Genomic DNA, 20,995 nt, shown 5'->3' with positions numbered 1-20,995 from the left:
GATGGCGGTGTCCTGCGGCCTACGATGGCGGCATGACCGACGGAACGGTTCGCTCGCACGCGCAGGGGATGGCGCCGGACCGTGTCCTCGCGGCGACGGGCAAGTCACCGGACGAGTGGCACGTGCTGATCGACACGGCGGGCGGAGCCACCATCGGGCACGCTGCGATCGCGTCGTGGATCGTGGGCCAGGGCGTCGAGCCGTGGTGGGCGCAGGGCATCACCATCGGGTACGAACAGGCGCGTGGGCTCCGCATCCCCGGGCAACGCACGGACGGCACCTTCGCGGTGTCGGCCTCACGGCAGGTCCCCGGTGAGCGCGAGGCGGTGCTCGATCGGATCGTCCCGGTGTTCACGGCCGCACTCGGGTCCACGCCGACGTCCGAACGCCGCGGCGGCAAGCGCCCGTCGGCCCGGTGGACCTTCCCCGACCGCGAATCCGTGCTGCTGAACACCGAGGACGGTCCCAAACCCGACACCGTCCGCATCTCGGTGCAGCGGGAACGGCTCACCGGCCCCGAGCGGATGCCCGACGCCAAGGCCGAACTGCAGCAACTGCTCGCCGAACTCTGAGCCCGCGAACGGGGGAGCGCGCGCAGGACCCGCGGACCCCTACGATCGGCGGGTGCGTCGCATCACCCTTTCCCAGTGGCTCGCGATCGTCGCCGTGCTCGGCGGGTTGGTCATCGAGTTCTTCGCCGTACCCGCTGTCGTGCGGGACCCGGCGAACGACGCGGCGTGGGCGGGTGCGGTCCTCGGGGTCGCATTGCCGGTGTTCGGTGTCGCGGTCTCGGCGTTCCGAGACGATCCGAGCGACGTCGATGACGATTTCCGGCCGCCGATGCGCCTCGACCGGCTGGGCCGGGTGGCCGAGGGGGCACTGGCCGTGACGGCGTTCACCGCCGCCTGGGCGGTGACACGGCTGCACCACAAGCCCCTCGACTCGGCGTTGTACAGCGCGGTGGTCGCATCGGCGCTGCCGCTCGCGAGCCGCGCGCTCGACCGACTCGCGCGTCGCCGTGGGGAGCAGGCCGAGGGCAGCGACGACTGACCTGCCCCGTGCACCGAGCACGCCGTGCGCCGGTGCGAACCGACGCGCCGCGGGTCAGTGCGCGCGCGACGCCATCGCCTCGAAGATCTGCTGGTGCGTGCCGTCGCGCTCGGCGAACCGGAGCGGCAGCACGTTCTGCACCAGGATCTCGGGCGATGCCCCCGACTCCAGCAGCGAGAGGACCTCGTCGGCGAAGGCGTCGAGCGGCATGCCACCGAAGTCCGCTCCGCCCATCAGGTCGGTCGACACCGCCGGGGGAGCGAGCTCGAGCACCGACACCGGGGTACCGAGCAGCTGCTGACGGAGGGACTGCGTGTACGAGTGGATGCCGGCCTTCGTGGCGTTGTACGTCGGCGTCGCGGTGAGCGGGACGAACGCGAGGCCGGACGAGACCGTGACGATGGTCGAGTCGGGCTGCGCCAGCAGGTGCGGCAGGAACGCATCGATGAGGCGGATCGTGCCGACCAGGTTGGTCTGGATGATCTCGAGCGCGTCGTGGATGTGGTCGGGGGAGCGCAGGTCCTCGTTGCGCATGATCCCCGACATGGTGACGAGGGTGTCGAGCGACGGGTACGCCTCGAGGACGGAGGCGGCAGCCAGCTCGATGGATGCGGCGTCGCCCACGTCGATCTGCACGGTGCCGAAGCCGTGCTCGGCGGCGAGCGAGTCGAGGAGCGACTGGCGACGCCCGCCGATGACGACGGTGCTGCCCGCGGCCTGCAGGCGCTGGGCCAGGGCGAGGCCGATGCCGGAGGTCGCGCCGGGGATGAAGACGGTGGAGTTCGTGATGTCCATGTCCACCACCATGCGCTGTCGTCGGCGACCCATCCAGACCTCGGTCATCGGGGGATCGGCGATCCCTGGCACGGCGGTGGGAACCGGACGACAATCAGGACCATGGACCGCGCTGCACTCGCTGACTTCCTCCGCCGTCGCCGCGAACTGCTGCGTCCCGAGGACGTCGGTCTCGGCCAGGGACCACGACGCCGGACGCCTGGTCTCCGGCGCGAAGAAGTCGCTGCGCTCGCGGGCATGTCGGTCGACTACTACACGCGGCTCGAGCAGCAGCGTGGGCCGCAGCCGTCGGAGCAGATGATCGCCGCGATCGCCCGGGCGCTCCGCTGCAGCCTCGACGAACGCGACCACCTGTTCCACCTGGCCGGGCAGAACGCGCCGACCCGGTTGCACCGCGCCGACCACGTCGACCCCGCGATCCTGCGGGTGCTCGACCGGCTCGAGGACACCCCCGCGATCGTGGTCAGCCACCTGGGCGAGACCCTGGTCGAGAACCGGCTCGCGGCGGCGCTGCTCGGGTCGTCCGTCAGCCTGCCCGGCAACGAGCGCTACCAGGCGTGGCGGTGGTTCGTGACCGGAGACGAGCTCGCGAAGTACGCGCCGGAGCAACACGAGCGACTGGCCCGGGTCGTGGTGGCGTCGCTGCGGGCGGCGGTGGGGCTGGCCGGACCGGGGGACCGTCGGGCCACCGAGCTGATCGCCGAGCTCGAGACCCGCAGCCCCGAGTTCCGCCGGCTCTGGGCACTGCATGAAGTGACGAGTCGCTGGTCCGACAACAAGACGATCGTGCAGCCGCAGCTCGGCCGGATCACCGTCGACTGCCAGGTCCTGCACACCGACGACCAGGCACAGGCACTGCTGCTCTTCACCGCACCCCCAGGATCCGAGGACGCGCAGAAGCTCGAGCTCCTCGGTGTCGTCGGTCAGCAGGCCTTCGCCGGCTGACGCCCCGCACGGTGCGCGTCCGTCCGGCTCGTGCGAGGTTGGTCGAGCCCGCACGGTGCGAGGCCGATGATCCCGTGCGCCGTTGACCGCTCGGTGCCGCGCTTCATCCCGCCACCGAGCGATCAACCTCGCACCGGCCGGACAAGCGCGCACCGTGCGACCCGGACCCCCGGACCCCCGGACCCCCGGCTCCTCCTCCCCCCCCGGACGCACCACACGAAGCAACCGCGCGTCACACACTTGGCCGCGTGCGGTATACCGTGCCTAGGGTGGGCGGGTGAGCACTCCCCGCGTGTACGTCATCCACGAGAACCCCGAGTGGTTCCCGCCGCTCGCCGCAGCCTTCGAGGCCGAGGGCGTCCCGGTGCAGGAGATCCTGCTGACCGAGGGACAGATCGACCTCAGTGCCGAGCCGGAGCCGGGCGTCTACTGGTCCCGCATGTCGGCGTCGAGCCACACCCGCGGCCACGAGCACAGCAAGGAGTACACCCGCGCGGTCCTCGGCTGGCTCGAACGAGCGGGTCGCCAGGTCGTCGGCGGCAGCCACGTGCTCGAGCTCGAGGTCTCCAAGGTGGCCCAGCACGGGCTGCTGCAGAACGCCGGGTTCGACGTGCCCCGCACCACCGCGGTGTTCGGCACGACGACGCTCAAGCAGGCCGCGCGCACCTTCACGAACGGCCAGGACGTCCCGTTCATCACGAAGCACAACCAGGGCGGCAAGGGCCTGGGCGTCCGCCGGTTCGACTCGCTCGCCGAGTTCGACGCCTACGTCGACTCCCCGGAGTTCGAAGCGCCGGTCGACGGCATCACGCTGCTGCAGGAGTTCCTGACGGCCCGTGAGCCCTTCATCACCCGTGTCGAGTTCGTCGGCGGCGAGTTCGTGTACGCCGTCCGCGTCGACACGAGCGCCGGCAGCTTCGAGCTGTGCCCGGCCGACGCGTGCGAGGTCCCCCAGGTGATCGCTGGTGCGGTCTGCGACGTGCCGGGAGCCGAACAGCCGAGCGCGTTCAGCGTCCGGACCGAGGTCACCGCCGAGCACCGGCTCGTCCAGCAGCTCCGCACGTTCCTGGCCGACCAGCGCATCACGATCGCGGGCGTCGAGTTCATGGAGACCACGGACGGCCGCACGGTCGTCTACGACATCAACACGAACACGAACTACAACCCCGCCGTCGAGGAGTCCGCGCCGGCCTCCGGTCCACGCTCCATCGCGCGCTACCTCGGTGGCCTGCTGGAGACGCAGTACGCGGCGCAACTCACGGCCTGAGCACGCAAGAACCACCGGACAGGAGGCCCGTGGCGGGCCCGCCACGGGCCTCCTGTCCGTTCCGCGCCCCTTCCCGGGCACTCCCCACCTCCCCAAGGAACTCACCCCGTGCGATTCGGATACTGGACCCCGCTCTTCGGCGGCTGGCTGCGCAACGTCGACAACGAGAACATGCCGGTCACCTTCGACTACGTGAAGCGGCTGGCGCAGCGCGCCGAGCGGATCGGCTTCGACCTGACGCTCGTGCCGGAGCTCAACCTCAACGACATCAAGGGCACGGCCGCGCCGTCGCTCGAGGCCTGGTCGCTCGCCGCGGCCATCGCGGCGACGACCGAGCGCCTCGAGATCATGGCGGCCATGCGCCCCGGGTACCACCTGCCCGCGGTGACGGCGAAGCAGGCGGCGACGATCGACGACATCTCGTGCGGCCGCTTCACGTTCAACGTGGTGAGCGCGTGGTGGGCGGAGGAGGCCAAGCAGTACGGCGGCATCTTCTCGGAGCACGACGACCGCTACAAGCGGACGGCGGAGTTCGTCGAGGTCATGAAGGGGATGTGGCGGGAGACGCCGTACTCGTTCTCGGGCGAGTACTACGACGTCCAGAACGCCCACCTCGAGCCGAAGCCGCGCGTGACCCCGCGCATCTACGCCGGCGGCGAGAGCGAGGCGGGGAAGGCCGCGATCACCGGGTACGCCGACGCCTACGTGACCCACGGCGGCACGGTCCCGGAACTCCGCACGAAGATCGCCGAGATGAAGCAGCGCCGCGTCGACGCCGGACTGCCGCCGTTCGAGGCGTTCGGCATGGCGGCCTACGTCATCGTCCGCGAGACCGAGGAAGAGGCGCAGGCCGAGCTCGCGCGGATCACCGACGTGCAGCACGGCAACGCGTACGAGTCGTACCAGGACTTCATCTCGAAGTCGCAGCTCGAGCACGTCCCCTCGCTCGAGGACTACTCCGTGTCCAACCGCGGCCTGCGCCCCGGGTTCGTCGGCACGCCGGAGCAGGTCGCTGCCCGGATCAAGGAGTTCGAGGACGCCGGGGTGGACACGCTGCTGCTGCAGTTCTCGCCGCAGCTCGAGGAGATGGACCGCTTCGGCGAACAGGTCATCCCGCTCGTCCGCCCGATCGTCGGAGCGCAGTCCTGATGGGTGCCGCGGAGACCGACGCCGAGCACGGCTGGGCGTTCGAGACCCGGCAGATCCGCGCCGGCTTCAAGGCCGACCCGGGGTTCGGTGGCAACGTCCCGCCGATCGCCCAGACCGCGGCCTTCGTCTACCCGTCCAGTGAGGACGCGGCGGACCGGTTCATGCTCAACGCTCCGGGGCACACGTACTCGCGCGTGAACAACCCGTCGGCGGCGGCGCTCGAGCGGCGCATCGCGGACCTCGAGGGCGGCGTCGGTGCGCTCGCGCTGGCGTCCGGCCAGGCGGCCACCTCGTTGGCCGTCCTCGGCGTCGCGCGGGCCGGTGACCACGTCGTGTCGAGTGCCTCGCTGTACGGCGCGACGTACACGCTGTTCGCGTCGACGCTGCACGACCTCGGCATCGCGTTCACCTTCGTGCAGGACCCCACGGACCTGGACGAGTGGGCTGCCGCGGTGCGTCCGGAGACGAAGGCGTTCTTCGGGGAGTCGATCCCGAACCCGCGCGGTGACGTCCTGGACTTCGCCGGGGTGGCCGGGGTCGCGCACGACGCCGGCGTCCCGCTCATCGTGGACAACACCATCGCGACGCCGTACCTGGTCCGGCCGATCGAGCACGGTGCCGACATCGTCGTGCACTCGGCGACGAAGTACCTGGCCGGTCACGGCAGCGCCATCGCCGGGCTCATCGTCGACAGCGGCAACTTCGACTGGGCGGCCCACGCCGACAAGTTCCCGCAGCTCGCGACCACCGAGCAGTCCGGGTTCGCGAACACGGACTTCGCCGAGAAGTTCGGCCGCCGCGCGTTCATCCAGCGCACCCGGTCGAAGCTCTCCGCCGACCTCGGTCCGGCGATCGCCCCCTTCAACGCCTTCCTGGTGCTGCAGGGCATCCAGACGCTCTCCCTCCGGATGGAGCGGCACGTGTCGAACGCGGCCGCCGTCGCGTCGTGGCTGGACGCGCACGACCAGGTGCTCGGCGTGCACTACGCGGGACTGCCGTCGTCGCCGTGGCACCACCTGCAGCAGCGGTACGTGCCGAAGGGGCCGTCGGCGGTCCTGGCGTTCGACCTCGACGGCGGGGTCGAGGCCGGACGGCGGTTCGTGGCCGCACTCGAGCTGTTCGACCACGTGTCGAACATCGGGGACGTCCGGTCACTCGTCGTGCACCCGGCGTCGACGACCCACGTGCAGATGACGTCGTCGGAGCGGGCAGCGGCCGGTGTGGGCGACGGGCTCATCCGGCTGTCGATCGGCCTCGAGCACATCGACGACGTCCTCGCCGACCTGGCGCGGGGCTTCGCGGCAGCCGCAGCGGGATAGGTTGGGGGCATGACCACGTTGGCCGCCCCGACCCGCGTGCGGACGCGCGCCCCCGGCAAGATCAACGTGTTCCTGTCCGTCGGTGCGCTGCAGGACGACGGCTACCACGACGTGGCGACCGCGTACCAGGCCGTGTCGCTGTACGAAGACGTGACGGCCGAGCACGCCGACGACTTCTCGGTGACCTTCACCGGTCCGATCGACACGTCGGACGTGCCGGTCGACGAGTCGAACCTGGCGATCCGTGCGGCCCGGCTGGTGGCCGACGCCGCTGGGCACCGGGGCGGAGTCCGGTTGACGATCGACAAGCAGGTTCCGGTGGCCGGCGGCATGGGTGGTGGCTCGGCGGACGCCGCGGCCACGCTGCTCGCCGTGGACACGCTCTGGGGCACCGCCCTCGGGCGTGAGGAACTGCTCCGTCTCGCCGCGCAGCTCGGCGCGGACGTGCCGTTCGCCTTCGCCGGTGGCACGGCCGTGGGCACCGGCCGCGGCGACGAACTCAGCCCCGCGCTGGCGAAGGGCGAGTTCCACTGGGTCCTCGCGCTGAGCGACGACGGCCTGTCGACCCCGGCGGTCTACCGTGCGCTCGACGAGCACCGGGAGCGCTACCGCGCCGACATCGCACCGGCGCCGTCCCACCCCGTGGTGGAGTCGAACGTGCTGCAGGCGCTCCGTGCCGGTGACCCCGACCTGCTCGCCGACTGCGTCCACAACGACCTGCAGGCCCCGGCCATGCGGCTGCAGCCCGGACTCGCGTCGACCCTCGAACTCGGCGAGAAGGCCGGGGCGCTCGCGGGTCTGGTGTCGGGCAGCGGTCCGACGGTGGCGTTCCTGGTCGGTGACCGTGACGCCGCGCTCGAACTGCAGGTCGAGCTCAGCGCCGCCGGCCTGGTCGCGCTCCGTGCCACCGGTCCGGTGCACGGCGCCCGCCTCGTGCACTGACCGTACGACGAAGCGCTGACCGGACGACGAGCACTGACGGGTCCGTCAGCTCAGCGGCTGTACTTCCAGAGGATGACCGTGTCCTCGTGCCACCAGCGCACGACGTGGAACCCCTGGGCTTTCAGCGTCTCGGACACCTGCGGGCGGATGTTCCGCGACGTCGCGCCGACGAACCACACGGTGTCGATGTCGTCCAGGCGGGCCGGCACCGTCGTGGCGATGTCGCCGTTCGTGTTCCAGAGCTCGCCACGTTCCGCTCCCGTGCTCGTGACGGCGAGGTCCCGCATGCCGGTGAAGGCCTCGGGGTAGGCGTCGGCGATGACCTGTGCGGTCGTGGTCGGGTGCCCGTACACGCTGCCGTAGATGACGCCTTCGTCGGAGTCGGTCGCCCAGTTGCGCTCGCGCTCGATCACCGCCGCGGCGTTCGCCCAGTGCGAGGACTGCTTGGCGTGCGGCAACCGCACGATCGTCGACGTCGGCACGGACACCAGGACCATGCCCACGACCGCCACCGCGATCCAGCGTCGCGGGCGGATGGCCGTGATCGCCAGTCCGATCAGGAGCGCCACGAACGGCAGGCTGATGCTCGCGTACTTCGGGGAGTAGAGGTGCTCACCGGCGGCCGTCGCGGCGATCAGGAGCGCGGTGGGCAGGATCGTCAGGGGCACCGCGACCCGGACGGCCTGCATCCGCAGGACGTCACGCGCGCCGGGCGCCGGGCGTCGGACCGCGCGCACCGTCAGCACGACTGCGACGATCATCAGCACCCAGCCGAGGGTGGCGTACGGGTAGACGACGCCGAACCACGCGGTCGCGAAGACCTGCCGCAGGGTGGCCCACCCGATGCCGGTGATCCAGCCGACCTGCTTGGCCTGACCGGCCGCGAGCCCGATGAACGGCAGGACGACGACGGCTGCGGCCGTGGCGGCGACGGCCCAGCGGACGACGACGGCGCGGTCCACCATCGCCGGGGGCACGGTGCCGCTGCGGTCGGTCACCGAGGCCTGCCGTCGGGCCGCCCGGTCGGCGACGCCGGTCCACGCGAGCACGACGCCGTGCGCCACGACGGCGAGGGAAAGGTAGACGTTGAACAGGACGGCCACGGCCGCCAGAGCGCCGTAGACGATCCACCACCGCGTCGCGTGGTGCCGCACCCGGGTGCGACGGACCGCGGTCAGGCCGACGAGTGTGAGGAGCGCCGCGAAGGTGGTGACGGTCGCGTACGGGCGGCCCTCGGTACCAGCCCAGGCGACGCGGGGCAGCAGCAGGAAGACCAGACCGGAGACGACCCCGAGCCGGACACCGCCGAGGCGCCGGCCGAGCGCCACCACGAGTGCGGCGGCGATCCCGATCGCCAGGGCACTGGGGAAGCGGAGCGTGAACGGGGAGTAGCCGACCAGGGCGAGCCAGACGTGCATGAGTGCGTAGTACAGGCCGTGCACGGCGTCGACGTTCTGCAGCTCCGCCCAGAGCGCCGGCCAGCTGCGCTGCGCGCTCGTCAGGGTGGCGGCTTCGTCGTACCAGACCGACGGCACCCACGTGAAGGCCGCGGCGACGACCACACCGACCGCACCGATGGTGACCTCCGGCGCACGCACCAGCGCCCGCACGGTCGACAGGGCGAGCGCCCGGAGCCGTGCGCGCGTCGACGCGTCCGACGTCGTGCGTCGGACCGTGACCGTGCCGGTGCGGGGAGAACTCACGCCCGCGACCGTACCGAGCGGCACTGAGCATCCGCCGCGTCCACCCGCTGAACATTCACATGCAGGGATTCGGCACGACCGGCCAGAATGACGGGATGGACCCCCTCGTCGCCCCCGTCGCAGCGCTCTCCCCGTGGCGGACCCGGCTCGGCTCGCGGACCGCTGCCCTGTCCGACGTCGGCGCCGTCGGGCTCCGGCGCCTGGCCGCTTCACGCGTCCTGGTGGTCGGCGCCGGCGGGCTCGGGGCTCCCGTGGTCGCGTACCTCGCCGGGGTCGGACGGCTCACGATCGTCGACCCCGACGTGGTCGACGCGTCGAACCTCGCGCGTCAGACGCTTTTCACCGCGGCCGACGTCGGATCGTCGAAGGCCGAGGTCGCCGTGGCCCGTGCCCGCGCCGTCGACCCGGAACTCGACGCCGTCGCCGTGGTCGGATCCTTCGAGCCGGAGCTCGTCGCCGGGCACGACGTGGTCGTCGACGCGGCGGACTCCGTCCTGGTCACCCGGGCGGTGTCGGACGCCTGCGCCGACGCCGGCGTGCCGTTCGTCTGGGGCACCGTGCTCGGTCACGACGGCCAGGTCAGCGTCTTCCGTGACGCCGGGCCGGACGGCGTCGACTTCCACGACCTGCACCCCGAGGCCCTGCCCGACGAGGGCTCGTGTGCCCTGGACGGCGTCGTCCCGGCACTGTGCGGAGCGGTCGGAGCGGTGATGGCCGGGCAGGTGACCGCCCTGGTCACCGGCACCGGCGAACCGTTGCTCGGACGGGTCCTGACCGTCGACGCGCGCCGCTGGCGGTGGAGCGAGAGCCCCGTCCGGCGCGGGCCGGCATCACGCCGTCCCGTCGCGGTCGCTGCGTCGCGGACCGGGCGCATCGCCCCGTCCGCACTCGCCGCGCGCCTGGCCGACCCCGCTGACCCGGTGGTCGTCGTCGACGTGCGCACCGACGCCGAACGCGCGGACGGCGTGGTCGCCGGAGCCGTCACGGGTGACGCGGTGACCGGCGACACCGACGCGGCGGACGTGGTCGTCTACTGCGCCCGTGGTCCGCGTGCGGACGCGTGGGCTGCCGCACAACCGGCCTGGAGGCACGTGGCGGTCCTCGACGGCGGGTTCGAGGCCTGGCGCCGCGAAGGGTTGCCCGTGGCGATCGGGCACCTGTCCTGATTCGACACTGATCGGGTCCAGGGCGCCGCTTCCGCGGCTAGGATCGTCGCATCATGACGCAACTGCGGATCCGCGACGCTGCAAGCTTCCTCGGGGTGAGTGACGACACCGTGCGTCGACTCGTCGACGGGGGCACCTTCGACCGGGCCACCGACGATTCCGGGCGCGCCGTCGTCGACGGTCGGCAGGTGGCCGAGTACGCCCGGGCGCGGAGCACCGAGCTGGCCGCCCCGGACACCGGTGTGAAGAGCTCGGCACGGAACCGCTTCGTCGGCATCGTCACCGACCTGGTCGTCGACACCGTGATGGCGCAGGTCGAACTGCAGTGCGGCCCGCACCGCGTGGTCTCGCTCATGAGCGCCGAGGCGGTGCGCGACCTCGGGCTCGAGGTCGGGTCCGTCGCCGTGGCGTCCGTCAAGGCCACGATGGTCACCGTCGAGGCGCCCACCCACCAGGAGGACCCCCGATGAACCTTCGTCCCCGCTCGCTGCTCGTGCCCCTCGCCGTCGTCGCGGCGCTCGGCCTGGCGTCGTGTTCCACCGCCGACGCTCCGGCCGGGTCGTCGTCGCCGTCGTCGTCGTCGAGCGCGGACGCAGACGTGTCGGGCTCGATCACGGTGTTCGCCGCCGCGTCGCTCCAGAAGACCTTCACCACGCTCGGCAAGGACTTCGAACTCGCGCACCCCGGCGCCTCGATCGAGTTCTCGTTCGCGGGCTCGAGCGACCTCGTCACCCAGATCCAGAACGGCGCCCCCGCCGACGTGTTCGCCTCCGCCGACGAGGCGAACATGGCGAAGCTGTCCTCGACCGACCTGGCGAGCGGGTCACCGCGGGACTTCGCGACGAACGTCCTCGAGATCGCCGTCGCGCCGGGCAACCCGAAGGGCATCACGAGCCTCGACGACCTGACCGGTCCCGGCGTGCAGCTCGTCACGTGCGCCGCCCCGGTGCCGTGCGGTGCCGCGACGGCGAAGGTCGAGTCCGCGTCGGGCGTCGACCTGCAGCCCGTCAGCGAGGAGCAGTCCGTCACCGACGTGCTCGGCAAGGTCGAGTCCGGTCAGGCCGACGCCGGGCTGGTCTACGTGACCGACGTGCAGGGTGCCGACGGCAAGGTCGACGGTGTCCCGTTCGACGAGTCGAGCAAGGCCGTCAACACGTACCCGATCGGCGTGCTGAAGGGTTCCGAGGACCCGGAGCTCGCGCAGGCGTTCTCCGACTACGTCCGATCCGACACCGGCCAGAAGGTGCTCACCGCCGCCGGGTTCGGGAAGCCGTGACCCGTGGCCTCGCGGGCTGACGGACGGCCACCGATCGCCTGGTGGCTCCCGCTGCCCGCGGTGCTGGGCGGCCTGTTCGTCGTCGTCCCCGTGCTCGCGATGCTCGGTCGGGTCGACTGGTCGTCGTTCGTCGCCCTCGTCACCTCGACGGCGTCGCTCACGGCCCTCGGGCTCAGCCTGGGCACCGCGCTGACCGCCACGGCCGTCGCGTTCGTGCTCGGGTACCCGCTCGCCGTGCTGTTCGCCCGGTCCCGGTCGCGGTGGGTGGGCGTCGCCCGCGCCGTCGTCCTGCTGCCGCTCGTGCTGCCGCCCGTGGTCGGCGGGCTCGCGCTGCTGGCGGCGTTCGGTCGCCTCGGGGTGGTCGGGGCGTTCCTCGACGACCACGGGCTGCACATCGCGTTCACCACCACGGCGGTCGTCATCGCGCAGACGTTCGTCGCCATGCCGTTCCTGGTGTCCTCGATCGAGGGCGCGCTCCGCGTCGAGGGGGACCGGTACGAGCGGGTCGCCGCCACCCTCGGCGCCGGTCCCACCCGCACGTTCCTCACCGTCACGACCCCGAGGGTCCTGCCCGGCATCGTCTCCGGACTGGTGCTCTGCTTCGCGCGCGCACTCGGCGAGTTCGGTGCGACCCTGACGTTCGCGGGCAGCCTGCAGGGGGTCACCCGGACCCTGCCGCTGGAGATCTACCTGCAGCGCGAGGTCGACCCGGACACCGCCGTGGCACTGGCGGTCGTGCTCGTCGTGGTCGCCGTCGTGGTCATCGGCGCCTCGTCGCTCCGGACCCGGGGCGTGGCAGCGTGACGGGGGTCACCGCACGCATCGTCGTCGAGCGACGCGGGGTCGACGTCGCCCTCGAGGTCGCGACGGGGGAGTGCGTGGCCGTCATCGGGCCGAACGGCGCGGGCAAGTCCACCGTGGTCGAGGCCCTCGCCGGCCTGCTGCCGATCGACGCCGGACAGGTGGTCCTCGGCGGCACCGTGGTGGCGGACCAGCGGCGGACCGTCCCCGCCCACCGCCGCCGCATCGGACTCGTCGCCCAGCGGCCCGACCTGTTCCCGTTCCTCGACGTGATCGGCAACGTGGCGTTCGGCCCGCGGGCAGCCGGCGTCCGACGAGCCGCGGCCCGTGCCCGCGCGCTCCGTGCCCTGGCGGCCGTCGGCATCGACGACCTGGCGGGACGGAGCCCCGACACGCTGTCCGGCGGGCAGGCCCAACGCGTCGCCATCGCCCGGGCGCTCGCCACCGACCCGGCGGTCCTGCTGCTCGACGAACCGACGTCGGCGCTCGACGTCGCCGCGCGCGACGAGGTCCGTGCAGCCCTCCGGACCGCGATCGGCGGGCGCCCGAGCGTCCTGGTCACGCACGACCCGGTCGAGGTCGTCGCCCTGGCCGACCGGGTCGTCGTCGTCGAGCACGGCCGGGTCGTCGAGGACGGCACCCCAGCGGCCGTGCTCGGACGGCCCACGAGTGCCTTCGCGGCGGCGTTCTCCGGACTCGCGCTGGTGCGCGGGACCGCCACCGCGGGTGGGATCGCCACCGACGGCGGGGGCGAGCTGGCGTCCGGGACGCACGCCGTGCCTCCCGGTCGGCCAGCCCTGGGCGCCTTCCACCCGACGGCCGCCGTGCTCACGCGGGACGGCGCCGGACCGGAGCGCACCGTCACGTCGCTCGAACCGCGGGACGGTCTCGTGCGGGTGTGCGCCGGCGACCTGGTCGCGGACCTGACCCTGGCGCGGGTCACGGCGCTCGGGATCGGCCCGGGCGATGCCGTCCGCGTCGACGTCCCGGCGTCCGAACTGGCGGTGTACGCGCCGCGCGGTTGAGACAATGGACGGATGACCTCTTGGTTCCCCAAGGCGTGGCCCGTGGCCATCCCGATCCTGGCGGCCGTCGTGCTCGCGTTCTCGTACGGCCGCTACGGACTCGGCACCGTGGTCGTGGCGATCGTCGCGGTCGTGCTCGCCGCCACCGTGCTCGCGGCGGTGCACCACGCCGAGGTCGTCGCGCACCGAGTCGGGGAACCCTTCGGCTCACTCGTGCTCGCCGTCGCGGTCACGATCATCGAGGTCGCGCTGATCATCTCGCTGTCGAGCTCCGGCGGCGCCCAGGCCGAGACGCTGGCGCGCGACACGGTGTTCTCGGCCGTGATGATCACGATGAACGGGCTCGTCGGCCTCGCGATCCTGATCGGGACGCTCCGGCACAACACCGTGCGCTTCAACCAGGAGGGCGCGAGCGCCGCGACGATGACGGTGGCCGCGCTCGCCGTGCTGACCCTGGTGCTGCCGACGTTCACCACCGGCACCGACGACGCGTCCTTCACCGGGACGCAGCTCGTCTTCGTGGCCGTCGCGTCGATCGTGCTCTACGGCCTGTTCGTGGTGACGCAGACCGTGGCCCACCGGGACTTCTTCCTGCCCGTGAACCGGTCAGGGGGTGTGCTCGCCGAGTCCGAGGACGCCCACGCTGCCCGGCCGACCGGTCGCTCGACGATGACCTCGCTCGCACTGCTCGTCGTCGCCCTGGTCGCGGTGGTCGGGCTCGCCAAGGTCGAGTCGCCAGCGATCGAGGCCGGCGTGGCCGCTGTCGGGTTCCCGCCGTCGTTCGTCGGTGTCGTGATCGCCCTGCTCATCCTGCTGCCCGAGGGCATCGCGGCGTCGAAGGCCGCCGCCCGCAACCGGATCCAGACGAGCCTGAACCTGGCGATGGGCTCGGCGATGGCGTCGATCGGTCTGACGATCCCCTCCATCGCAGTGGCGTCGCTGTTCATGCCGGGCACGCTGCTGCTCGGGCTCGGGTCGTCCCAGATCGTGCTGCTCGCGCTGACGATCGTCGCCGCGGTGCTCACGGTGCTGCCGGGTCGGGCGACGCGACTGCAGGGCGGGGTGCACCTGGTGATCTTCGCCGCGTTCATCGTGCTGTCCGTCTCGCCGTAGGGGTCGGCGGTAGCGGCGGCGCGGCGGCCGGGCGGCGGCCGGGCGGCGTACCTGGTCGGATCGGGCGTACCTGGTCGGAAGTTCTGCCCCGGTACGCCCGGAAGCACCGGGCATCGCGTGCGTTCTGGGAAAGAACGGGCGGGGGCCGCTCAGCCGCCGGCGAAGGGGGGCATGACGTCGACGACCGCGACACCATCGAGCGCGGTGGCTCGGTCGCGGGTGGTCACGCCGTCGACCAGGTACGAGCACCGCTCCTGCAGCGCACTCCAGCGCGACGGGTCGGCGGCGGTGACCTCGCGCAACGCCTCGTCGATCGTGGCAGCAGTCGTGGACACCTCGTCGACGCCGACCGCCGCCCGGGCAGCGGCGAAGAACCGGATCGTGGTCACCGCTCAGCCGCCGATCGCGCTCATGCCGCGCGTCGGGTGCACGAGCTCGTCGCTGTCGTCGCCGTGGTCGCGCGGCTTCGCCCACATCGCCCGGCGCCACAGCTCGGCCACGTCGTCGTCGGAGACCCCTGCGCGCATCGGGCCGAGGACGTCGGTCTCGGCGTCGGAGAACAGGCAGCTCCGGACGTTGCCGTCGGCGGTCAACCGGGTGCGGGTGCAGTCGGCGCAGAAGGACTCGGTGATGCTCGCGATGATCCCGACGGTGCCGAGCAGCACGCCGATGCCCGACGCAGCGGCGTGGTCGCGTGCGTGCACCCGGTACCGCTCGGCCGGGGCGCCGTCCCGCGGGGCCTCGTCCGGCGTCAGCACGAACGACGACGCCAGCAGCTGCCGGGTCTCGGCAGCGGTCACCATCTCGGTGCGGTCCCAGGCGTGGTCGGGGTCGAGCGGCATCTGCTCGATGAACCGCAGCTCGTAGCCGCGGTCGAGGCACCAGCGCAGCAGCTCCGGCGCGGCCTCGTCGTTGATCCCGCGCAGCAGCACCGCGTTGACCTTGATGTCGAGGCCGGCGTCGTGGGCGGCGGACAGCCCGGCGATCACCTTGTCGAGGAACGGGCGGCGGGTCACGGTGGTGAACACGTCCGGGTCGACGGTGTCGAGCGACACGTTCACGCGCCGCAGCCCGGCGTCGTACAGGGCCTGGGCGCGGTGGGCGAGACCGATGGCGTTCGTGGTGAGCGACAGTTCCGGGGCGTCGGGCAGCGCGGCGCACCGGGCGATCACGTCGACCAGGTCGTGCCGGAGCATCGGCTCGCCGCCGGTGAACCGCACCTTGCGCACGCCGAACCGCGACGACCCGATCCGCACCAGCCGCTCGATCTCGGCGGCGGTCATCAGGGCGTCGTCGGGGGCGAAGGGCAGCCCGGCGGCCGGCATGCAGTACGTGCAGCGCAGGTTGCACCGTTCGGTCAGCGACACCCGCAGGTCGATCGCACGACGCCCGAAGCGGTCGACGAGCCCGGCGGACGCCGGGTCCACGGTCGTGCCGAGCAGGGTCGCGGGTGCCATGCGGCTCAGCGTACGTGTTCGACGCGCCGGAACGACAGCCGTTCCCACCAGCGCCGCCAGTCCGACCGGCTCGTGCGCAGGAGCGTGACCACCACGATGACGGCCACGGCGGCGAGCAGCCACCACCGGTAGGCGTCCGTCGACGGCCACACCCCGCGCAGCGCGATGGCGAGCCCGATCGACAGCCACTCCCACCGCCCCGACAGCACCACGAACGGGATGAGCAGCAGCGCGTACCAGGGGTAGCGCGGCGTCACGGCGAGGAAGGTGACGCCGATCATCAGGACCTCGCCGGACCACGGCCGCGACGGGTCTGAGAGCCGCCAGGCCACGAAGGCGGCGAGCAGCACGGCGAGCCCGACCACCACGGTCGCGGCGTCGCCCCGGAACACCAGCGACACCAGGGCGAACCGCGAGCCGTCCTCGTAGCCCTCCTCGCTCAGGTAGCCGGGCAGGTAGCCGAGCACGTCGAGCCCCGTCGTGAGCACGTACGGCACGTAGAGCAGCCCGAACACGGCGATGCCGACGGGGATCGCCCACCAGGCACGCCACCGCCCGAGCAACGGCGGGTACACGATCGCCGGGATGAGCTTCGTCGCCGTCGCGGCACCGAGCGCGATCCCGCCCCAGATCGGACGGCCGAACGCGACGAGCACGGCACCGGCGGTCGCGAGCGCCGCGCCGAGGGCGTCGACGTGCGAGTTCGTCACGGCCTCGGACGCCACGAGCGGCGACCAGGCCCAGAGCGCCGCCCACCAGGTCGGACGGCCGGTCTTCCGCAGCACCACGACGAGTGCGACGGTCACGAGGAGCGAGAGCAGCAGCCCCGCGACCTGGAACGGCATGTACTGCGCGGTGGCCGGCACGAACGCCCGGACGACGGCGAACCAGAGCTGCGCCATCGGCGGGTAGATCGTCGTCACGTCGGGGCGGTTGATCGGGGTGCAGTGGCCGTCTGCACCGTCGCCGAGGCCGCGGAACCGGGGCTTGAGGTCGTCGCACGTGCCGTTCACCTTGTCCGGGAACAGCCAGTCGGGCCGCAGACCGGACAGTGCCGTGGACTGGGGGGTGTGCGCGTACGGTGAGACTCCGGCATGCTGGACGATGCCGTCCCACGCGTACCGCGCCGAGTCGGTGCTCGTGCTCGGGGGGCCGGCCAGCGCCGCGAGACCGACCACCACTGCCCCGACCATGACCACGGCGGTCATCCACCGGGCGGGCACGAACCGCAGTGCGAGCACAGCGATCACGAACACCGTCCAAGCGATCAGCGTCCACGCAACGAATGACGAACGAGTGTCGGATCGGAGGAACCCCAGATGCGTGACGCCGAAGGCGATGACGCCCGCGAGGGCAAGTACCCCGACGACCGCGCCCACGACGGCGAGGCGGGCACCGGGTCCGACGGCGGAGGACGGTCGGACGGCACGCAGTCGGTCGCTCATGGTCCGTCGAGGCTAGCGGGCGTGCGGCACCTGCTGTTCGAGGCGCGGGCCGCACTGGCCTCGCCGAACCGGAACGCGCGCTCCGCGGTGGTGCTCGGACGACTGCTCGGCATCGCCTTCGTGGTCTGCTTCGGCACCGGCATCTACAGTCACCTGCTGCAGGAGCCCCTCGGCTGGATGCGGTTCCCGACCCGGCCGACGCAGCTCTACCAGTTCACGCAGGGCCTGCACATCACCACCGGCATCGCGATCATCCCGCTGCTGCTGGCCAAGCTCAACACCGTCATGCCCGCACTGGTCCAGGTCCCGCCGGTGCGCGGCGTGCTGCACCTGTTCGAGCGGCTGTCGATCGCCGTGCTCGTGTCGGCGTCGATCATCCAGGTCACGACCGGCCTGCTCAACACCTACCAGTGGTACCCGTGGCCGTTCCCGTTCCGCCAGGTCCACAACGCGATGGCGTACGTGATCATCGGGTCGCTCATCATCCACATCGCGTCGAAGCTGCCGGTGATCGCCCGCTACTGGCGGAAGCGCGACTCCTACGACGAGCAGGGCCGGTTCATCGCGGACCCCGCGTCCGGCAGTGAGTTGCTTCCCCCGGTACGGGAGGCCCGCCCCGCGTCCGCCTCGCCGGCTGCGGGTGCCGAGACGGCCCAGTCCACGGCCCCCGGCCTGCTCGGCCGCGTGTTCCGCTGGATCGACGGCGTCGACGCGGTCGACGCAGCCCCGGACGAACCGGTGGCCGATGCGCCGGAGCCGACCCGGGCCTCCCGGTCGGTCGAGGAGCGTGCACAGGGCCGACGCCAGCGGATCGCACGACGCGGGTTCTTCGGTGGCGTGACGGCCGCGGTCGTCGGCGTCGTCGCCCTGACGGCGGGGCAGTCCTCGAAGCTCGCCGAACCGTTCAACGTGTTCGGCGCGCGCCAGCGCGGTCTCGGTGCGAACGGCCTGCCGGTCAACCGCACCGCCCGCGCGGCGGGGGTGCTCGCCAGCGCGACTGCCGCGGACTGGACGCTGACCGTCGTGGGACCCGACGTGACCCGGACCTTCGTGCGCGCGGAGCTCGTCGCGCTCGGCACCACCGAGGTCGACCTGCCGATCTCGTGCGTCGAGGGGTGGAGCCAGATGGGCAGCTGGAAGGGCGTGCGGATGCGCGACCTGCTCGGCGCCGTGCAGGCCGAACCCGGATCGCACGTGCGCGTCACGAGCCTGGAACGGCACGGCGGCTACCGGATCATGGACATGGGGCCGGAGTACGCCGAGGACCCGACCACCCTGGTCGCGCTCGAGCTGAACGGTTCGACGCTCGACCTGGACCACGGGTTCCCGGCGCGGATCATCGCTCCGGGGCGACCGGGCGTGCTGCAGACCAAGTGGATCGAGAAGATCGAGGTGCTGCGGTGAAGGCCGTGCGGATCGTACTCGTCGTGCTCGGCGTGCTGGTGGTCGCGTTCGGCGCCTACGTCCTGGTGACGTCGGTCAAGCCGAACCGGATCGGTGGGCTGGCGACCTGGCTGCTCGGCGCGGCGATCCTGCACGACGCGATCCTGTCGCCGTTCGTCGTCGGCGCCGGACTGCTCCTGCGTCGTGCGGGGCGGTCGCTCCGGGCGTGGGTGCTCGTCGTGGTGCAGACGGTGATCGTGCTCGGCAGTGTGCTCGCCCTCGTGGTGCTGCCCGAGATCGCGGCGAAGCGGCATGGCCAGAAGAACCCCACGATCCTGCCGTTCGACTACGGCACGCGGTTGCTGATCGTCGAGGGGGTGCTGCTGCTCGTGGTGGTGGCGGTGCTCGTCGTCGGGGTGGTCCGGGCGCGGCAGTCTGCTGTCCGCGGCTCACTCGACACTGGTTAAACCGACAACCATTCGGTAGGATGCAGACATGACCGACGAGACCCCGTGGCTCACCCGCGAGCAGCTGCGCGCGTGGATGAAGCTCGTGGCCGTCATGGAACTCCTGCCGGCGGCGCTCGACCAGCAGCTGCAGCGTGACGCGGACCTGACGCACTTCGACTACATGGTCATCGCGATGCTCTCCGAGACCGACGGTCGCACGCTGCGCATGTCGGCCCTCGCCTCGGCGACGAACGCCTCGCTGCCCCGGCTGTCGCACGTGGTGTCCCGGCTCGAGAAGCGCGGGCTCGTGACGCGCTGCCCCTCGACCTCGGACCGCCGCGCGACCGACGTCCGGCTCACCGACGCCGGGTACGCCACGATCGTCGAGGCCGCTCCGGACCACGTCCGCACCGCACGCCACGTCGTGATCGACGCCCTGAGCGACGAGCAGGTCGTCCAGCTCGACGGCATCGCGGCCGCACTGCTCACACGGCTCGACCCCGAGGGGCGGTTCGCTGCCCTGACGTACCCGCGGGACGACGACGACACCGCGATCTGCGAGGCCCGGCTGACCGGCGCCAGCACCGACTGAACGGCGCTGTGCGCCCGCGTCTGCGGGCTCGGTCGTTGCAATAGGCTCGGCCCATGACCGACCCCGCCGCGCCGTCCGACACGTACTCCTACCTCGGACCCGCCGGCACCTTCACCGAGGCGGCCCTGAAGCTCGTCGAGGCCGCGGCCGGAAAGCCGTGGCGGAGCGTCAACAACGTCGGTGAAGCCCTCGACGACGTCATGTCCGGCCGCTCCGTCGGTGCGGTCATCGCCATCGAGAACAGCGTCGACGGTGGCGTCAGCGCGACGCAGGACGCCCTCGCCCGGATCCCCGGCGTACGGATCGTGGGGGAGTACCTCGTACCGGTCGACTTCGTGCTCGTCGCGCGCCCCGGCACCGTGCTCGCCGACGTCCGCACCGTGAACGCGCACCCGGTGGCGTACGCGCAGACCCACAACTGGCTCGAGGCGAACCTGCCCGGTCACGGCCACATCCCGGCGTCGTCGAACGTCGCCGCCGCGCTCGCCCTGCTCGAGGCGAACCCCACCGCCGACGCCGCCGTCGCACCGCCCGGCATCACCGACCACCACGACGTCGTCGTGCTCGCGTCGTCGATCGGCGACAACGCCTCGGCCGTCACCCGCTTCGTGCTCGTGTCGAAGACGCTGGCGCTGCCCGAGCCGACCGGTGCCGACAAGACGAGCGTCATCGTCGAGCTGCCCGCCGACCACCCCGGCGCCCTGGTCGACATGCTCGAGCAGTTCGCCACACGGGGCATCAACATGGGGCTGCTGTCGTCGCGGCCGATCGGCGACGAGCTCGGACGCTACCGGTTCGTCATCGACCTGGACGGGCACGTGCAGGACGAGCGCGTGGCCGACGCCCTGCTCGGCCTGCGACGGTTCAGCCCGCGCGTGACGTTCCTCGGGTCGTACCCGCGGGCCGACGGCGCGCAGCCCGAGGTGCCGGCGCGCTACTCGGACGCTGCGTTCGTCGAGGCGCGGGACTGGCTGCGCGCGATCGTCTCCGGCGAGCCCGACGCGGGCTGACGCGCGGCGGTGTGTTCGTCGGTCGGCGCTGCCGGCCGGCCGCTGCTGCCCGGCCGGTGCTGCTGCCCGGTGCGAGGTTGATCACTCCGTGCGCCCGAACAACCTCGC

At 72.2% G+C, this 20,995-nt stretch carries 22 protein-coding genes; 17 read left to right on the top strand and 5 right to left on the bottom strand.

Annotation, left to right across the window (positions count from 1 at the left end; all coding sequences use genetic code 11):
- Positions 1 to 32: 32 nt before the first annotated feature.
- A complete protein-coding gene (locus ITJ60_RS03330; RefSeq protein ID WP_194646906.1) occupies positions 33 to 572 on the top strand; it encodes a hypothetical protein in 540 nt (179 codons plus the stop codon).
- A gap of 52 nt (positions 573 to 624) precedes the next feature.
- Entirely contained in the window at positions 625 to 1,050 is a 426-nt protein-coding gene (locus ITJ60_RS03325; RefSeq protein ID WP_123673765.1) for a hypothetical protein, read from the top strand.
- 54 nt (positions 1,051 to 1,104) lie between these two features.
- On the opposite strand, the gene ITJ60_RS03320 is transcribed toward ITJ60_RS03325, so the two are convergent.
- Positions 1,105 to 1,845, bottom strand: coding sequence for an SDR family oxidoreductase (locus ITJ60_RS03320; RefSeq protein ID WP_194647078.1), 741 nt, complete (start codon positions 1,843 to 1,845; stop codon positions 1,105 to 1,107).
- 102 nt (positions 1,846 to 1,947) lie between these two features.
- Between ITJ60_RS03320 and ITJ60_RS03315 the strand changes: the two genes are divergently transcribed.
- From ITJ60_RS03315 to ITJ60_RS03295, 5 genes are all read left to right on the top strand, one after another.
- Positions 1,948 to 2,790, top strand: a complete 843-nt coding sequence (locus tag ITJ60_RS03315) for a helix-turn-helix transcriptional regulator (RefSeq protein ID WP_194646905.1) — start codon at positions 1,948 to 1,950, stop codon at positions 2,788 to 2,790.
- 277 nt (positions 2,791 to 3,067) lie between these two features.
- Complete coding sequence (locus ITJ60_RS03310) at positions 3,068 to 4,057, top strand: ATP-grasp domain-containing protein (RefSeq protein WP_194646904.1); 990 nt, start codon at positions 3,068 to 3,070, stop codon at positions 4,055 to 4,057.
- A gap of 108 nt (positions 4,058 to 4,165) precedes the next feature.
- Positions 4,166 to 5,206, top strand: coding sequence for an LLM class flavin-dependent oxidoreductase (locus tag ITJ60_RS03305; RefSeq protein ID WP_194646903.1), 1,041 nt, complete (start codon positions 4,166 to 4,168; stop codon positions 5,204 to 5,206).
- Positions 5,206 to 6,525, top strand: a complete 1,320-nt coding sequence (locus tag ITJ60_RS03300; RefSeq protein ID WP_194646902.1) for an O-acetylhomoserine aminocarboxypropyltransferase/cysteine synthase family protein — start codon at positions 5,206 to 5,208, stop codon at positions 6,523 to 6,525. The genes ITJ60_RS03305 and ITJ60_RS03300 overlap by 1 nt, the downstream gene beginning before the upstream one ends.
- 9 nt (positions 6,526 to 6,534) lie before the next feature.
- Complete coding sequence (locus ITJ60_RS03295; RefSeq protein WP_194646901.1) at positions 6,535 to 7,467, top strand: 4-(cytidine 5'-diphospho)-2-C-methyl-D-erythritol kinase; 933 nt, start codon at positions 6,535 to 6,537, stop codon at positions 7,465 to 7,467.
- A 50-nt stretch (positions 7,468 to 7,517) separates the two neighbouring features.
- Here the strand turns inward: ITJ60_RS03295 and ITJ60_RS03290 are convergent, their stop codons facing one another.
- Positions 7,518 to 9,170, bottom strand: coding sequence for a glycosyltransferase family 39 protein (locus ITJ60_RS03290; RefSeq protein ID WP_194646900.1), 1,653 nt, complete (start codon positions 9,168 to 9,170; stop codon positions 7,518 to 7,520).
- A gap of 95 nt (positions 9,171 to 9,265) precedes the next feature.
- Between ITJ60_RS03290 and ITJ60_RS03285 the strand changes: the two genes are divergently transcribed.
- From ITJ60_RS03285 to ITJ60_RS03260, 6 genes are read left to right on the top strand one after another with little or no spacing between them, the layout of a single operon-like run.
- Complete coding sequence (locus ITJ60_RS03285; RefSeq protein ID WP_194646899.1) at positions 9,266 to 10,336, top strand: ThiF family adenylyltransferase; 1,071 nt, start codon at positions 9,266 to 9,268, stop codon at positions 10,334 to 10,336.
- A 53-nt stretch (positions 10,337 to 10,389) separates the two neighbouring features.
- Positions 10,390 to 10,806 (top strand): TOBE domain-containing protein, encoded by a 417-nt coding sequence (locus ITJ60_RS03280; protein ID WP_123338572.1) that lies wholly within the window; start codon positions 10,390 to 10,392, stop codon positions 10,804 to 10,806.
- Entirely contained in the window at positions 10,803 to 11,612 is an 810-nt protein-coding gene (gene modA, locus ITJ60_RS03275) for a molybdate ABC transporter substrate-binding protein (protein ID WP_194646898.1), read from the top strand. The genes ITJ60_RS03280 and modA overlap by 4 nt, the downstream gene beginning before the upstream one ends.
- Before the next feature lie 3 nt (positions 11,613 to 11,615).
- Complete coding sequence (locus ITJ60_RS03270; RefSeq protein WP_194646897.1) at positions 11,616 to 12,416, top strand: ABC transporter permease; 801 nt, start codon at positions 11,616 to 11,618, stop codon at positions 12,414 to 12,416.
- Entirely contained in the window at positions 12,413 to 13,438 is a 1,026-nt protein-coding gene (locus ITJ60_RS03265) for a sulfate/molybdate ABC transporter ATP-binding protein (protein ID WP_194646896.1), read from the top strand. Before ITJ60_RS03270 ends, ITJ60_RS03265 begins: the two co-directional genes overlap by 4 nt.
- A gap of 12 nt (positions 13,439 to 13,450) precedes the next feature.
- Positions 13,451 to 14,551: a calcium:proton antiporter gene (locus ITJ60_RS03260; protein WP_194646895.1), complete on the top strand. Its 1,101-nt coding sequence runs from the start codon at positions 13,451 to 13,453 to the stop codon at positions 14,549 to 14,551.
- 149 nt (positions 14,552 to 14,700) lie between these two features.
- Here ITJ60_RS03260 and ITJ60_RS03255 read toward each other — a convergent pair whose 3' ends face one another.
- Genes ITJ60_RS03255 through ITJ60_RS03245 form a run of 3 tightly spaced genes read right to left on the bottom strand, consistent with a single transcriptional unit; the run spans position 14,701 to position 17,258 of the window.
- A complete protein-coding gene (locus ITJ60_RS03255; RefSeq protein WP_194646894.1) occupies positions 14,701 to 14,940 on the bottom strand; it encodes a MoaD/ThiS family protein in 240 nt (79 codons plus the stop codon).
- Between the two features lie 3 nt (positions 14,941 to 14,943).
- Complete coding sequence (moaA, locus tag ITJ60_RS03250) at positions 14,944 to 16,008, bottom strand: GTP 3',8-cyclase MoaA (RefSeq protein WP_194646893.1); 1,065 nt, start codon at positions 16,006 to 16,008, stop codon at positions 14,944 to 14,946.
- A 5-nt stretch (positions 16,009 to 16,013) separates the two neighbouring features.
- On the bottom strand, positions 16,014 to 17,258 hold the full coding sequence (locus ITJ60_RS03245) for a glycosyltransferase 87 family protein (protein ID WP_194646892.1): 1,245 nt from the start codon (positions 17,256 to 17,258) through the stop codon (positions 16,014 to 16,016).
- Between the two features lie 69 nt (positions 17,259 to 17,327).
- Between ITJ60_RS03245 and ITJ60_RS03240 the strand changes: the two genes are divergently transcribed.
- From ITJ60_RS03240 to pheA, 4 genes are read left to right on the top strand one after another with little or no spacing between them, the layout of a single operon-like run.
- Positions 17,328 to 18,857 (top strand): molybdopterin-dependent oxidoreductase, encoded by a 1,530-nt coding sequence (locus tag ITJ60_RS03240; RefSeq protein ID WP_228509692.1) that lies wholly within the window; start codon positions 17,328 to 17,330, stop codon positions 18,855 to 18,857.
- A 5-nt stretch (positions 18,858 to 18,862) separates the two neighbouring features.
- Positions 18,863 to 19,303, top strand: a complete 441-nt coding sequence (locus tag ITJ60_RS03235) for a hypothetical protein (protein ID WP_194646891.1) — start codon at positions 18,863 to 18,865, stop codon at positions 19,301 to 19,303.
- A gap of 28 nt (positions 19,304 to 19,331) precedes the next feature.
- Complete coding sequence (locus ITJ60_RS03230; RefSeq protein ID WP_123291838.1) at positions 19,332 to 19,877, top strand: MarR family winged helix-turn-helix transcriptional regulator; 546 nt, start codon at positions 19,332 to 19,334, stop codon at positions 19,875 to 19,877.
- 53 nt (positions 19,878 to 19,930) lie between these two features.
- The gene (gene pheA / locus ITJ60_RS03225) at positions 19,931 to 20,887 is read left to right on the top strand and encodes a prephenate dehydratase (protein WP_123338582.1); all 957 of its coding nucleotides are present in this window, start codon (positions 19,931 to 19,933) and stop codon (positions 20,885 to 20,887) included.
- Positions 20,888 to 20,995: the final 108 nt, after the last annotated feature.

It is taken from the genome of Curtobacterium sp. VKM Ac-2884, from assembly GCF_015350945.1.
Lineage (GTDB): Bacteria > Actinomycetota > Actinomycetes > Actinomycetales > Microbacteriaceae > Curtobacterium.
The sequence above is the reverse complement of the archived record's forward strand: the minus strand, read 5'-3'. Positions and strand labels throughout refer to the sequence as shown.